Raw genomic sequence first — 13830 nt, forward strand, 5'->3', positions numbered from 1 at the left:
GAGTTTCGAACCCGCGCTGTTGACCGTGAGCATCGCAGGGAACCCCGAAGGGGCTGCGGAGCGGGCGCGCCTTGGGGGTGTCGGGGGGCTTGGCAAGACAAGCCCCCTGACGTGCCGCCGGGCACACCCGGCATCAAAACTCTGCGCCGCAGGCGCTAAAAAAATCTGCCCCAAGGCCATCAAACTTCATCCGGCCGGATCAGCCGGTCGAGGATGAACACCGGCTGCCCCTGCGAGCAGGTCTCGATGCGCGCGGCGACGCCGTAGACCTGCGCCAGCAGCGCCGGGTCCAGCACCGTTTGCGGTGCGCCGTCGGCCACACACGCGCCGCGATGCAGCACGATCACCCGCTCGCAGCTGCGCAAGGCCAGGTTGATGTCGTGCAGGGCGAGCACGGCAATCGCGCCGCGCCGGGCCACGTCGGCGCGGATCGCCTCGATCATCGCCAGCTGCCAGTGCAGGTCCAGCGCACTGTTGGGCTCATCCAGCAACAACAGCTCCGGTTCGCTCGCCAGCAATTGCGCCAGCGCCACCAGCTGGCGCTGGCCGCCGGATAGCGTGGCCAGTGCGCGCAAGGCCAGGCCGGCCAGCCGCAGCTCGCCCAGCACGCGCTCGATTCGTTGCTCGGCCTCGTCGCGCGCCAGCCCCAGCGTCAGCAGACCGCCCAGCAGCAACTCATACACCGTCAGCCCCACCGCCTGCGGCAGCGTCTGCGGCAGCAGGCCGACGCGCCGGCTGCGTTCGGCGGCGGGCTGCGTCTCCAGTGCCTGCCCGTGCAGCCGTATGCTGCCGCGAGCGGGCAGGAGCCCGGCCAGCGCGTGGATCAGCGTCGACTTGCCGGCGCCGTTCGGGCCGATCAGCGCGGTCATGCTGCCCGGCGGCAGTGGCGGCAGGCTCAGCCCGGCGATGATGTGCGCCTTGCCGCGCGCGACGCGGACGTCGTTCAGCATCAGGCTCATGAGGCGCTCCTGCGGGTGAGGATGAGGGTAATCAGCACCGGCACGCCGACCAGCGCGGTGACGATGCCGATGGGAACGATCAGCCCGGGAATGATGCTCTTGCTCGCCAGCGAGGCCAGCGACAGCATCAGCGCGCCGCACAGCACGCTCGCCGGCAGGAAGAAGCGGTGCTGCTCGCCGACGAGCAGTCGCGCGATATGCGGGCCGACTAGGCCGACGAAGCCGATGGTGCCGACAAAGGCCAGCGCCACGGCGGTCAAGAGGCTCACCTCGACCAGCACCTGCGCATTGAGCCTGGCCACGCGGATTCCCAGCGCCTCGGCCTGCGCCGCGCCGCCGCGCAGCAGCGTCAGCGCCCAGGCGCGGCGCATCGCCATGATGAAACACAGCAGCAGTACGCCGGCGACCAGCGCGACGTGCGTCAGCGTCGCGCGGCCCAGATTGCCCATGGACCAGAACACGATCTGCTCGAGCGCGTTCGCGTCGGCCAGGAATTGCAGCAGCCAGACCAGCGCCTCCAGCGCGAACAGCAGTGCAATGCCGAACAGCACCAGCGTGTCGCTGCCGCCGCCGTGCGCGCGGCCCAGCAGCAATACCAGCGCGGTCACGGCCACCGCGCAGACGAAGGCGCCGAGTGGCAGCAGGATGTCGTGCGGGATCGGCGGCAGGTGGTGGGCGAACACGATGACCAGCGCCGCACCCAGCGTGGAGGCCGCGGCGATGCCCAGCGTGAACGGGCTGGCCAGCGGATTGTTCAGCACCGTCTGCAACTGCGCGCCGGCGAGCCCCAGCGCGCCGCCGACCGCCAGCGCCATCAGTGCATACGGCAGGCGCACGTCGAACAGGATGACGCGCATTCCGGCGTCGAGCGCGCTCGGCGCCACGAGGCCGGCGAACACCTCGCGCAGCGGGTAGTTCGCGCTGCCGGTCGCCAGGTCGGCGGCAAAGCTCGTCAGCAGCGCGAGCATCAGCGCCGCCAGCAGAATCAGTCGCCAGCGGTTGTGGCGGCGGTATTGCGCGGCCAGCGACAACGCCGCGCCCGTCATTGCGCCTGCGTCCAGTAAGTGCCCGCCAGCGGGACGGGCTGGAAGCGCTGGTAAAAGCGCGCCAGCGTCGCCTGCGGGTCGAGCTGACGGAAGCGCTCCGGGTAGAGCCACTTGGCGACGGCCTGCACGGCGACGACATTGGCCGCGCTGTAATTGAACTGGTGCGACAGCGCGAACGCGCGGCCTTGCTGCACCGCCCGCAGCTGGGCGATGCCGGTGCGCTTGAGCGCATGCTGGAACGACGCCTGCGCGGTGGCCGCGTCGATTCCGGCGCCCAGCGCGATGCGCGGGCTGTTGGCCTGGCGCGCGGTGAGCGGATTGCCGATTCCGGTGGCGATATAGACCTCGGGCTGCGTTTGCAGCAGGAACTCGATGCTGACCGTGCCGTGGCTGCCCGGAACGATGGCCCTGGCGATATTGTCGCCGGCGGCGGCGTCGATGAAGCGGCCGAGCATGGCGTGGGTGATGGTTTCGCAGCAGCTGTTGCCCAGGCCAACGCGGCTTTCCAGAAACACGCGGGTCTTTTGCCTGACGCCCGCGAGCCCTTGCGCAACCTTGGCCATTTCTTCGCGATAGAAGGCAAGGTATTCGTCTGCGGCCTTCTGTTTGCCTAGGGCCTGGCCCAATACCTTGATGCTCGCCTCGGTGTTGCGGATCGGGTCCTGCGTGAAGTCGACGTAGATCACGGTGATGCCGGCCTTTTCCAGCCGCGCCAGCGTCGCCTTGTCGTTCACGTCCGGGCCGTGGCCGCGCAGGCTGAAGATGGCCAGATCGGGCTTGAGCGAAATGGCTTCCTCGGCGCTGAAGCTCTCGCTGCTCTTGCCAAGCCGGGCGACGCGGTCGAGATTCGGGTAGGCCTTGCGGTATTGCGCGTAAGAGCCCGGGTCGAGCTGCTCGAAATCGCCGAGCATGCCGACGACGCGCTTGCCCGGCAGCTCGCGGTCGAGAATCGCCAGGCTGGCAAGCATGCGGCCCTCGCCAATGATGATGCGCTCGACGCGAGCCGGAATCGCGACCTGGCGGCCGGCGAGGTCGGTGAGCGTGGCGGCCAGCGCCGGCGCGGCCGTCAGCAGCGCGGCGATGAAGGGGACTACAAGACGCAGCATGGCGTGTCTCCGGATGGCGCGGGCAGAGCCGCGGGGAATGAATGGATATGGGTGGGGCGTGTGCTGTGCATTGGTCATGTGCATCGATCATCCGACGTCGGTTTTCAGCGCCTTGCGGCGCGGTGTTTGGGTGCCGGTTCCGCCCGGCGGACGGGATACTTTCTTTGCTTCGCCAAAGAAAGTATCCAAAGAAAGGCGAGCCCGGTCCGCCGCCCTTCGGGTGCCCTGCGATGCTCGATTTTCCGGGGGCGCGGGACAACTCGGCCCTGCGGGCCTCAGACACGTCCCGCACCTGATCCCGGGAAACCTGCGCTTCTCGGCGGCTTCAGGGCGGGGCGTACTAAATGGCGGTAGTGGCGACTCATGGGGCCGAAAAGCAAAGCACCTTTCGATGGAAGTTTGATACGGGGTATGCAGTTGCAGCCTTTCACAGGATTTGGTTGTGGCCTTATCACTGCATGGGTATGTCGCCATGCTTGTTAGGACGCGATGCCCTCGCAGTCGCCGAGAAGCGCAGTTGCAGCCAGGGTTTCGGCGTGACGAGTGTTTGAGCCCCGCAGGGGCGAGTTTCGGCGCGCCGCTGGCTGCAACGAGCATCGCAGGGCACCCGCCGCAGGCGGGCGACGGAGCGGGCGCGCCTTGGGGGTGTCGGGGGGCTTGGCAAGGCAAGCCCCCTGACGTGCTGCCGGGCACCCCCGGCACCAAAAACACCGCGCCGCAGGCGCTAAACATGCTCGCTCGCGGCTCCGAGGCTGCAATCGGTTCAGAAACACAAACACCCGCCGGCCCAAGGAGGCTTGTTTCGCGCGGGGACACGGCGCGGGCGATGATTAGAAGCTCCAGCGCGCTTCCACGCGCACATCGCGACCCGGCTCCGGATAACCCAGCGTCTTGCCCTGCCAGCCGTTCCAGGCATACGTCGCCTGATCGTAATAGTGCTGGTCAAAGACATTCTTCACCGCCAGGCTCAGGCGCAGCGTGTCCTTTTTCAGCGGCAGCCAGCTGATGAACACATCGTGCACGCCATAACCGGCCTTGCTGCGCGTTTCCGTCGTACCCACCGGCGTGTAGTCCAGCGACTCGACAAAGCGCCCGAGCCAGCCCAGCTCGACGCCGTAATCCGGCAGCGTGTAGCCGGCACGGGTGATCCAGGTGCGGCCGGTGCTGGTGCCCAGGCCCAGATCGGCATCGTTGAACTTGCGCCCGCCGATGTCCGAACGGTTGTCCGCCACGCTCAGGCCCAGGTGCAGATTGCCCCAGCGGTAGCTGGCGCTCAGCTCGTAGCCGTCGATGGTGGCGCGGTCCAGATTGCCGCGGCAGCCGCCACGGCTGCTGGCGCAGCTGAAGGTGGTGATGAAGTTGTCGATGTGCTGGCGATAGACATTGCCATCCAGCGTGAAGCCGCCGTCGCGCCAGGCAAAGCCCAGTTCGGCGTTCTGCGCTTCTTCGGCCTTGATGTCGGCATTGTTTTTCCATTGCGCGATGTCGAGCATGAAGGCTTCCTTCAGCCCGACGCCGCGCAGCGCCCGGGCGTAACCGGCGCGCAGTTCCAGCGTGTCCAGCGCCTGCCAGCGGATGCCGGCGCTGGGGCTCAGCCCGTCGCTGGCGTAGCGCTGATGGTGGTTGTCGGTGTAGCGGTAATCGTCGTAGCGCAGGCCGCCGGTCAGCGTCACGCTGCCGAAATGCGCCTCGCCTTCGACAAAGCCGCCGAACACGCGCATTTCCTCGCGGCCGCTGCCGGTGAGCTTGTAGGGGTTGGCGATATTGCGCGCGGCGGATTTTTCCTCGCGCCAGTTCAGGCCGTACTTGAGCAGATGGTCGCCGATGGCGTTTTTCAGCAGCAGGTCGGCGCCGCTGGTCGTCAGCGTTTCGCCCCAGTTGCGCCCCTTGCGGTCGGTGCGGTCGCTGTCGACTTCGGAGCGGTAGAGCGTCGCCTCGACACCGTCGAACCAGCCCAGCTGGCGGCCGCTGTAGTTCAGCGTGGCGGTGTCGCGGTCCAGGCTTTGCGGAATCGGGTCATTGGGCAGCACCGGATGCGGGAAGCCGACCATATTGGCGCGGGCGGTGCGCACGCCTTCATCGCGGCTGCGCTGGAAACTGGCGCTGAGGCGTTGCGTGTCGGAGAGCTGCAGGCCGAGCTTGGCGAGGTAATGCTGCTGCTCGGTGGCCGAATTGGCGATGGTCTGGCCATTGCCGGCCTGATAGTTGTCGGTGTCCATGCCGCTGACGCTGACTAGCGCGTCGAACTGCGCGCCCAGCCGGGCATAGGCCATTGCGCCGCTGCGCCAGCCCTCGTTGCTGAAGACGCTGCCGGTGAGGCTGCCGCCGTACTGCTGGCCGGGCCGCAGCAGATCGATGGCCGACACGGTTTCGTAGCGGATTGCGCCACCCAGCGCGCCGGGGCCGGCGCTGGCCGCTGCCGTGCCCTTTTCCACCTCGACCTGCTTGATCAGTTGCGGGTCGAGGATGAGCGCGGTCTGATGGTGGTAGACCTTGCTGTTGATCTGTGCGCCATCGACGCTGAGGTTCAGCAGCGATTCCTCCATGCCGCGGATGTACATCTTTTGCGAGATCGGGTTGCCGCCGCCGCCCACGCTGATTTCCGGGTCGGCAACAAAGACATCGCCCAGATCGCGCGCCTGCGCTTTCTGCAATTGCGCACCGTCCAGCGTGTCGTCCTGGGTGGGCGTGCTGGCGCTGACCTCGATGGCGGCCAGCTGCACGGCTTCGCCGGCAAAGGCCGGGGCTGTCAGGCACAGCGGCAGCAGGGCCGCCAGCAGGCGGGCGGGGAAGGGGGGAGTTTGCGTCATGTCAAGGAGTCCTGTAATGCCTGGCCGCAGGCCAGCCTGTAACTGTCAGATGAGAATCAATATCATTACAATGACGGCATTCTCGCAGTGCGCACCGGGGCTGTCTTTTGCGCGCGGCAATTTTTTCTTTGCAGGACGGGCAAAACGCATGGGCAAACGCGAAAACGGCATTCTGGATGTGGCACAGCTGCACTGGCGTCAGCACGACGGCCTTCATTCGCTGTGGGCCGATGCCGCGCCGCGGCCGGTGATGCAGGGGCGGTTTGTCGAGCGCGAGTTGCGCCCGGGCCTGTCGCTGCACGGCAACAGCGTGGTGTTTGCCCAGGGGATAAGTGGCACGGGCGTACTGGCGCCAGGCCTCAAGCTCATCGTCATGCTGGAAGGCGAAGCCTGCGCCTGTTTCGGCCGCACGCGCATCCGGCTGGGCGGCGAGGCGGGCGCCTGCGTGCTGCTGGCCGCGCCGGCTGCGGAGGAGTTTCAGCGCGTGGTGCCCCGTGCCTGCCGCCAGCGCCAGATCGTGCTGACGATTGCCCCCGAATGGCTGGCGCAATCCGGGCTGGCCAGGCTACCCGAGGTCGCTGGTCTGGAGGCGCTGCAGGGCCAGTCGCTGGCCTGCCGCCGCTGGCCGGTCGCGCCGCCGGTGCGGCAACTGGCCGAGTGCCTGCTGGCCGCCGGGCAGCAGCAGGCATCGCCCTGGCGGCAGCTGCAGCTGGAAAGCCGCGCGCTGGATTTGCTGCAGGCCGCGCTGATGCCGCTTGCCGATGCCGAAGCACCGCCACTGGATCCGCGCGGCCGCCAGCGTGTGCAGCAATTGCTGGAATGGCTGCACAGTGGCGAAGCCGCCGGCTGGTCGCTGGCGCAGATGGCCAGGGCGCTCGGCACCAATCCCACCACCCTGCAAAGGCAGTTTCGCAGCCAGACCGGGCGCAGCATTGTCGATTACCTGCGCCATTACCGGCTGGCAGAGGCGCGCCGGCAATTGCAGCAGGGCCTGCCGGTGACCACGGTGGCGCTGGAGGCCGGCTATAGCTCGCCCGCCAATTTCGCCACCGCCTGCAAGCGCGAATTCGGCCTGACTCCGCGCGAGCTGGCGCGTCTTGGCTGACGACGTCGCAGGCGGGGCCTTTGCGCAATTCACGGACCACCGGCAAGGCTAAGCTCATCCATGGCCACGATCAGCCTGGCGAGCAGCGGACGGAACGGCCACGCTGAGCGGCCACGGCGATTTGCAACACCGCGCGTTTAGCATTGCCGCTTTTGCCTGCCCGCCGCCATGTTCACGACGCTTTTGCGCACCTTCTTCGAAGTCGCCCGCCAGGGCGGGGTAACGGCGGCCGCGCGCCAGCTGGGCATCAGCCAGCCCACGGTCTCGGCGCAACTGCGCCTGCTGGAGCAGCATTACCGTGTCGAGCTGTTCCAGCGCCGCAACGGTCGCCTGCAGCTCACCGATGCCGCCGTGGCGCTGATGCCGGCCGTCGAGCAGCTGCTGCAGCATGAAGCCCTGCTGATGCATCGCCTGCAGCAAAGCAGCGACGAGCTGTCTGGCCAGTTGCGCATTGCCGCGACAGGCCCGTATTACCTGCTGCCGCTGCTGCAGCGCTTTCGTCTGGCATATCCGCACTGCACGCTGACACTGCGCTTTGGCAACTCGGCTGAGGTGCTGGCGGCCCTGCGCGATTTCCGTGCCGATCTGGCCGTGTCCTCGCAAAGGCTGGACAGCGCCGAGCTGCAGCGGCTGCCGCTGGCCGACAGCCCCCTCGTCCTGCTGGTGCATCGTGACGATGCACTGGCGCGACTCTCGGCCATGCCCTGCGCCCGTCTGGCGCACTGCACGCTCCTGCAGCGCGAGCCCGGTTCGGCCACGCGCGCCGCAGCGGAAGCCTTGCTGGCGCGGCATGGCGTGCGCCCGCAGGCCGAGCTGGAAATCGGTAGTCGCGAAGCCATCCGCGAGGCGGTGGTGCAGCGTTTCGGCTGTGCGCTGATCGCCGCCGGCGAGGCTGGCGAGCATCCGCAGCTGCGCACCCTGCCGCTGGCCGACGGCGGCGAGGGCGTGGCCGAATATGTGTATGTGCTTGCCCAGCGCCGCGCGGTTCCGGCCATCGCGCGCTTTCTGACCCTGCTCGGGGAGTGAGGCGCCAGCCGGCACGACCGGCTGGCTTGCCAGCGCCGTGAAAAAGAAGGGGGGCAGCCTGGCCATTCGCCGGCTTGATATTACATGCAACAGTGTTGCGTTATCGGCGCCATCTCTGCTATTGTCCGCCCCTTGCAAATGCAACTCGGTTTCATTTGTGCGTGACGCCAGCTGTTTGGCAACCCTTACCGGCAAACGGCAAAAACCAACCTGATTAGCAAGACTCTTCAGCGTTCTTGCCGTCATTCCGGCGAAGGCCGGAATCCAGAAGGGTTAACGTAACGTTTGCAGTCTGGATGCCGGCCTTCGCCGGCATGACGGGCTGTTGGTGAATGCTTGCTGAGACAGCTTTCTAGTCAGGAAATCCAAAAACCAAAACCATTAAAACCATTTCAAGCATCGCCGCGCTGCGAGCAAAACGGCGGCCATGAGCTTGGCTGCGGTTGCTGTTATGCCTGCGCGCTGGCGCGCTGTTGTGCCGAATCAAGGTGTTGCGAACGCCGCAGCCTGTCCGTCCCGAGCCCTGCCGATTTCTTGTCTTCCCGAACCGGAGCAGTCCATGCCTTCCCCGTTTGCCGGCCTTCCGCGCCGGAAAGTTACTCCCCTGGCCGCCGCGCTGGCGCTGGCTTGCAGCCCTGTGCCGCTGCTCGCCGAAACCACTTTGCCCGAGGTGATCGTGACGGCCAATCCGCTGGGCAGTACCGAATTTGCCAGCCCGGCCAGCGTGCTGCAGGGCGAGTCCCTGTTGCTCAACGATGCCACGACACTGGGCGAGGTGCTCGCCGGTCAGCCCGGCGTGGCCTCGACCTCTTTTGGCCCGGGCGCCAGCCGTCCGGTGTTGCGCGGCCTTGACGGTGAGCGCATCCGCATCCTGCAAAACGGCGTCGGCGCACTCGATGCTTCCGCGCTGTCCTACGATCATGCCGTTGCGCAGGATGTGGCCAGCGTCGAACGGCTCGAGGTGGTGCGCGGGCCGGCGACGCTGCTGTACGGCGGCAGTGCCATCGGCGGCGTGGTCAATGCGCTGGACAATCGCATTCCGCGCCTGCGCCAGGAGGGCACCAGCGGCAGCCTGCGCGCCGAATATGGCGGAGCGGCGAGCGAGCGCCTGCTGGCCGCACAGCTGGAAACGGGCAATGGCGAGTATGCCGTGCATGTCGACGGCTTCAATCGCCGCAGCCGCGATCTGCGCATTCCCGGTTATGCCTGGTCCGAGCGCCAGCGTGCCGGCCTGGCCGCCTACGCGCCACCGGCGCATGAACACGCCGGAGAACATGACGAGCACGAGGAACATGAGGAGCACGAGGAGGATGCGCTGGCGCAGGGCTCGCTGCCCAACAGCGACAGCCGTTCCTATGGTGGCGCCATCGGCATGTCGCGGACCTGGGAAGATGGCCATCTGGGGCTGGCGCTGAGCAGCTATCGCAGCAACTATGGCTCCGTGGCCGAAGAGGATGTGCGGCTCGACCTGCAGCAGGATCGCCTGGCACTGTCTTTCGCGCGGCAGGGGCTGGCAGGTCCCGTGCAGGCCATCAAGGCTGATCTGGCCTACACCGATTACCGGCACGACGAGCTGCATGGCGCGGAGGTGGGCACGACCTTCAGCAGCAAGGGCTACGAGGGCCGCATCGAGGCGCGGCATGCGCCGCTGGCCGGTGCCGATGGCGTGGTGGGGCTGCAGTTCGGCCAGAACCGCTTTTCGGCGCTGGGCGAGGAGGCATTCGTTCCCGATACCGACAGCAGCCAGCTGGCGCTGTTCGCGCTGGAGCAATGGCAGCTCGCCGGCGCCCAGCTCAGCCTGGGCGGGCGTGTCGAGCAGATCAGCCACCGTCCGGATGGCGGCGGCAACCGCCGCTTTGCCCGCATGGCCGAGCGCCGCTTCACCGCCGGTTCGCTTTCGCTGGGCCTCGTCGCGCCGCTGGAAGCCGGCTGGTCGCTGGCCGGCAACCTCGGCTACAGCGAGCGTGCGCCCAGCACCTACGAGCTGTATGCCAATGGCCTGCATGTCGCGACCGGCATCTTCGAGCGTGGCGACCCGCAGGCCGACAAGGAGCGCGCCACTTCGCTGGATGCGGCCCTGCGTTTCCGCGATGGCGCCAGTACGCTGAATGTCGGGGCCTATGCCAGCCATTACGCCAATTTCATCGCGCTGGAAAACACCGGCCGCTGGTGCCATGCGCACGGCGATCACGATCACTGCAGCCGCACGCAGCGCGAAGGCGAACTGCCGGAATACCGCTACCGGGGTGTCGCCGCCCGCCTGTACGGGGTGGAGTTCGACAGCAGCTGGCGTGTCTTTGCCGATGCCGGCCGCAGTGTTGATCTCAAGTTCTGGGGCGATGTGACACGCGGTGAAAACCGCGACAGCGGCCAGCCGCTGCCACGGCTGGCGCCGCTGCGCGTGGCCGGCGCACTGGTATACGGGCAGGGCGCCTGGAATGTGCGCGGCGAAGTGCAGCATGCCGCCGACCAGCAGCGTGTGCCCGCCGGCGACAGCCCCACCGATGGTTATACCGTGGTGAACCTGGCACTGAGCTACCGCTTGCGCCAGGGCCGCAGTGACTGGCTGGCCTATCTGCGTGGCGACAATCTGGGCAATGAGGAAATCCGTTACGCCAGCTCGCTGACCCGCGACATCGCGCCACAAGGCAAGCGCAGTGCGCGGCTGGGTTTGCAGGTGATGTTCTGAAAACGGCCGGAGCAGCGGATTGCTCCGCTGCCCCGGCTGTCTTTTTGTGCGCGGAGCTTAATCGATGAGCACGCTGGCCGCCTGGCTCCACGGCGTCCAGTTCAGGCCGGTGTCGCGCACGCGCACGCGGTAGTACCAGGTCTCGCCCGACCTGGGCTGCAGCGCTTCCGGCTTCACGTCGCCATAGCGGTCATACGCCGAGCGGTGCGTGCACTGTCCGCCGCGTGCGCCGCTGCTTGTCCAGCAGCTTGGCCCCTTGGCGAGGCTCCAGCGCTCGAAGTCGTCGTTGCCGCCATCCTTGAGCACCTCGCGACTGGCCAGCAGGCTGCCCAGCTCCAGCCGGTTGACGCTCTTGCCGGCACGGGTGTCGGCAAACGATGCGGTGCTGCTGCTGGTGTAGAACCAGTTTTCGCGGCGCGTTTCATTGCCCCAGATGTCGAAGGCATCGCTGAAATCGGGCTGGCGGGCGAATTGCCAGTGCGCCTCAAGCACCTCGATGCCCGGCGGCGGCAGCATGTCCAGATTCAGGCCGGCAGCCGAGCTGCGGGGCGGATTGCTGCTGACCAGTTGCGGTGGCGTGTCGATGCGCGCACTGGTGAAGGCCATGCGGTCGGTCAGCGGGAAATTCGTGTCGCTGCCGGCCGTGCCGCTGCTGCGCCGCTCCAGCGCCAGCCCGGTTTGCGGGCCGAAGCGGAAGCTCAGCGTGTTGTAGCCGAACTCGTCGCGGGTGATGGTGAAAATGCCCAGATCCTTGCCATCGCTGCCCTGGTTGCCGCCACCCTCGAGCGCGCCGCTGGCGCTGGCCGCGTTCAGCCACAGATGCTTCACATCCTGCGAGTGGCCGCGCGCATAGCTGTGCACATGGCCGAACAGATTGCCGGTGATGGCCTGGCTGCGGCGGCTGTAGTCTTCCAGCTCGGCGACGAATTCGCAGGCCGCGATCACTTCGCCATTGCGCCATTTTTCCGACAGGCAGGGCGCGTGGTCGATGCTGAACACGAAGGGCGCGCCAGCCTGTTCGGCCCGGGCGAGCTGCTGGCGGAACCAGGCCAGCTGCTCGACGCGGAAGGCGTCCCAGTACATCGACAGCGGCGTCCAGTTGCCGTGCGTGTGGCGGCCGGAAATCGGCGTCGAGTCGAGCACCAGCAGCTTCAGTCCCAGATAGTCGGTGGCATGCCAGAAGCCGCGATAGCTGGCCGAGCCATTGTCGGGCAGGCCGGCGAAATACTTGCGGTAGCTCTTCATCGCATTGCCGATATTGGGTTGCGCCAGAATGGCCGGATTGCCCATTTCCTCGCCGAAATACTCATGATTGCCCGGTGCGGCGATCAGCGGCACATAGGGCGTCAGCGCCTGCATGCGGCCGAAGAAGTGATTGCGCCACTGCTCGCGCGAATTGCCGGAGGCCACCAGATCGCCCGACATCAGGATGCCGGCCAGATTCTGCGCGCAGCTGACCGGCCGGGCGGCGTCGCAATCGTGGCGCATGATGCCCTTGTTGACGATGTCGTTCAGGATGGTGCCGCGCCCGTCCTGCGTGTCGCTGAGCACGATGAATTTGGCCTCCTCGACGCCATCGCCGGGCCTGGGCCAGGTTTTGAAGGCGTAGCGTTGCGAGGTATAGCTTGCAGACCAAGATGCAGCATTGGTTGTGACGTAATACTCATATAGAGTATTTGACTGCAGGCCGCTCAGGCGCGCGTGATAGACCGTGGCGTCGCTGGCATGCGGCAGGGCATCGACGCGCAGGAATACATCGCCGCTGCCGTAGCGGCGCACCCAGACCTGCGGCTTGAGCTGGGCGGTTTCAAACATGACCACCATGCCGTCGGGCGTTGGCGCCTGCAGCGACGGCGCAATGGTGAAGGTTGGCGCGCCGTTGCCCACCGGCGGCTCGGTGCCGGGGGTGCCGGTCGGCGTCGGCGTGAGGGTCGGTGTCGGTGAGGGCGAGGGCCTGGTTGTCGGCACGGTGGTCGGCGGCGGATTCAGCGCGGCCAGCGGCGCCCCGGCGCCGGCCAGGCTTTGCGCCTCCGCGTCGCTCAGCACGCGGTTCCACACGGCGATCTCGTCATATTCCAGCAGGAAGCGCTCGGCCGGGTAGCGTGCGTAGTAGTCGCCGCGCGCGTCCTCGTTGAAGGCCCAGCGCTTGAACGCGGGCTGCACATTGCCCAGCGCCGCGTAGTTCAGCGTGATGCTGTTGAGCTTGCCGCTGGCGTCGGTGGCGCGCGCCCTGAGCGTTTTCGCGGCAGCATCGACGCTGATCGCCACATAGACCCAGCCGCGCCCGGTGGCCGGCAGATAGCCGTCCACCCGCTTGCTGCCGTCACCGATATTGATCTTCAGCCGGCCATCGTTGTTGCGGCCGATCGAGATGCCGGGGTTGAGCCCGGTTTCCCAGTCCTTGTTGGTGGCGATGCTGGCGAGCTTGCTGCCCATGTCCTCGGGCATGCGCAGCCAGAAGCCGATGCTGTAGCTGCCGGAAAGCTCGCGCGGCAGGAAGAGCGCCGTGCCCTGGCGGGCATCCAGCGCCGCGCCGGCGGCAAAGCGGCCGGCCGGATGAGTGAGCGGCCCCACGACCTGCAGCGGCACATTGGCCACGCTGTCCTGCGTGTTGCCATCCAGGCGGTAGTAATGCTGCAGGCCGGTGCCCAGCGAGGTGGCCGGAAGCGGCGGAGCCGGTGTGGCGCTTGGCGCCGGAGTCGGTGCGGCGGTGGGGGACGGCGTTGCGGCGGGTGTCGCGGTCGCCGTGGGGAGTGCGCTCGGCTCCGGACTGGGCGTGCTGGTGGGCGTGGCCGTTGGCGTGATGATCGGGGTGGGCGTGATGCCCGGCGTTGCGGTGCTGGAGGGCACGACGCAGGGGCCGAGTTTTTTCCAGACATCCCACTGCCCGGAGACCTGCGGATTCTCGCCCTGCGTCCACCATTTTGCCTCGTAGCTGACGCCATGCAGCGTCACCCGCGCGCCGCCCAGATAGGTATTGCCGGCCTGCCATTGCGGGTAACAGTCGGCCCAGGCGGCCGGCGCCAGTGCGCCGGCGAGCAGCAGCGCGATCACGGATTGATGCATCGTTCTTCCTCCATTTCCTTGTT

Annotated in this window: 8 protein-coding genes; 3 read left to right on the forward strand and 5 right to left on the reverse strand. The window is 67.2% G+C overall.

The genetic code is table 11. The annotated features are described in order from the left end of the window. Positions 1 to 179: 179 nt before the first annotated feature. The 4 genes from C515_RS0107645 to C515_RS0107660 form a co-directional block, all read right to left on the reverse strand. On the reverse strand, positions 180 to 959 hold the full coding sequence (locus tag C515_RS0107645) for an ABC transporter ATP-binding protein (protein ID WP_028455041.1): 780 nt from the start codon (positions 957 to 959) through the stop codon (positions 180 to 182). Then, positions 956 to 2005, reverse strand: coding sequence for a FecCD family ABC transporter permease (locus C515_RS0107650; RefSeq protein WP_043648619.1), 1050 nt, complete (start codon positions 2003 to 2005; stop codon positions 956 to 958). The genes C515_RS0107645 and C515_RS0107650 overlap by 4 nt, the downstream gene beginning before the upstream one ends. Then, complete coding sequence (locus C515_RS0107655; protein ID WP_028455043.1) at positions 2002 to 3111, reverse strand: ABC transporter substrate-binding protein; 1110 nt, start codon at positions 3109 to 3111, stop codon at positions 2002 to 2004. The genes C515_RS0107650 and C515_RS0107655 overlap by 4 nt, the downstream gene beginning before the upstream one ends. Before the next feature lie 830 nt (positions 3112 to 3941). Beyond that, positions 3942 to 5921 (reverse strand): TonB-dependent receptor domain-containing protein, encoded by a 1980-nt coding sequence (locus C515_RS0107660; protein ID WP_028455044.1) that lies wholly within the window; start codon positions 5919 to 5921, stop codon positions 3942 to 3944. 148 nt (positions 5922 to 6069) lie between these two features. On the opposite strand from C515_RS0107660, the gene C515_RS22415 reads away from it, so the two are divergent. The 3 genes from C515_RS22415 to C515_RS0107675 all read left to right on the forward strand — a co-directional run bounded on the left by C515_RS22415 (position 6070) and on the right by C515_RS0107675 (position 10741). Further along, complete coding sequence (locus C515_RS22415; protein ID WP_158380791.1) at positions 6070 to 7026, forward strand: helix-turn-helix transcriptional regulator; 957 nt, start codon at positions 6070 to 6072, stop codon at positions 7024 to 7026. A gap of 168 nt (positions 7027 to 7194) precedes the next feature. Continuing rightward, a complete protein-coding gene (locus C515_RS0107670; protein ID WP_028455045.1) occupies positions 7195 to 8052 on the forward strand; it encodes a LysR substrate-binding domain-containing protein in 858 nt (285 codons plus the stop codon). 559 nt (positions 8053 to 8611) lie between these two features. Then, positions 8612 to 10741 (forward strand): TonB-dependent receptor, encoded by a 2130-nt coding sequence (locus C515_RS0107675; RefSeq protein ID WP_028455046.1) that lies wholly within the window; start codon positions 8612 to 8614, stop codon positions 10739 to 10741. A 57-nt stretch (positions 10742 to 10798) separates the two neighbouring features. Here C515_RS0107675 and C515_RS22420 read toward each other — a convergent pair whose 3' ends face one another. After that, on the reverse strand, positions 10799 to 13807 hold the full coding sequence (locus C515_RS22420; RefSeq protein ID WP_051304749.1) for a metallophosphoesterase: 3009 nt from the start codon (positions 13805 to 13807) through the stop codon (positions 10799 to 10801). Positions 13808 to 13830 lie beyond the last annotated feature (23 nt).

Source organism: Chitinilyticum litopenaei DSM 21440 (genome assembly GCF_000428145.1).
Lineage (GTDB): Bacteria > Pseudomonadota > Gammaproteobacteria > Burkholderiales > Chitinibacteraceae > Chitinilyticum > Chitinilyticum litopenaei.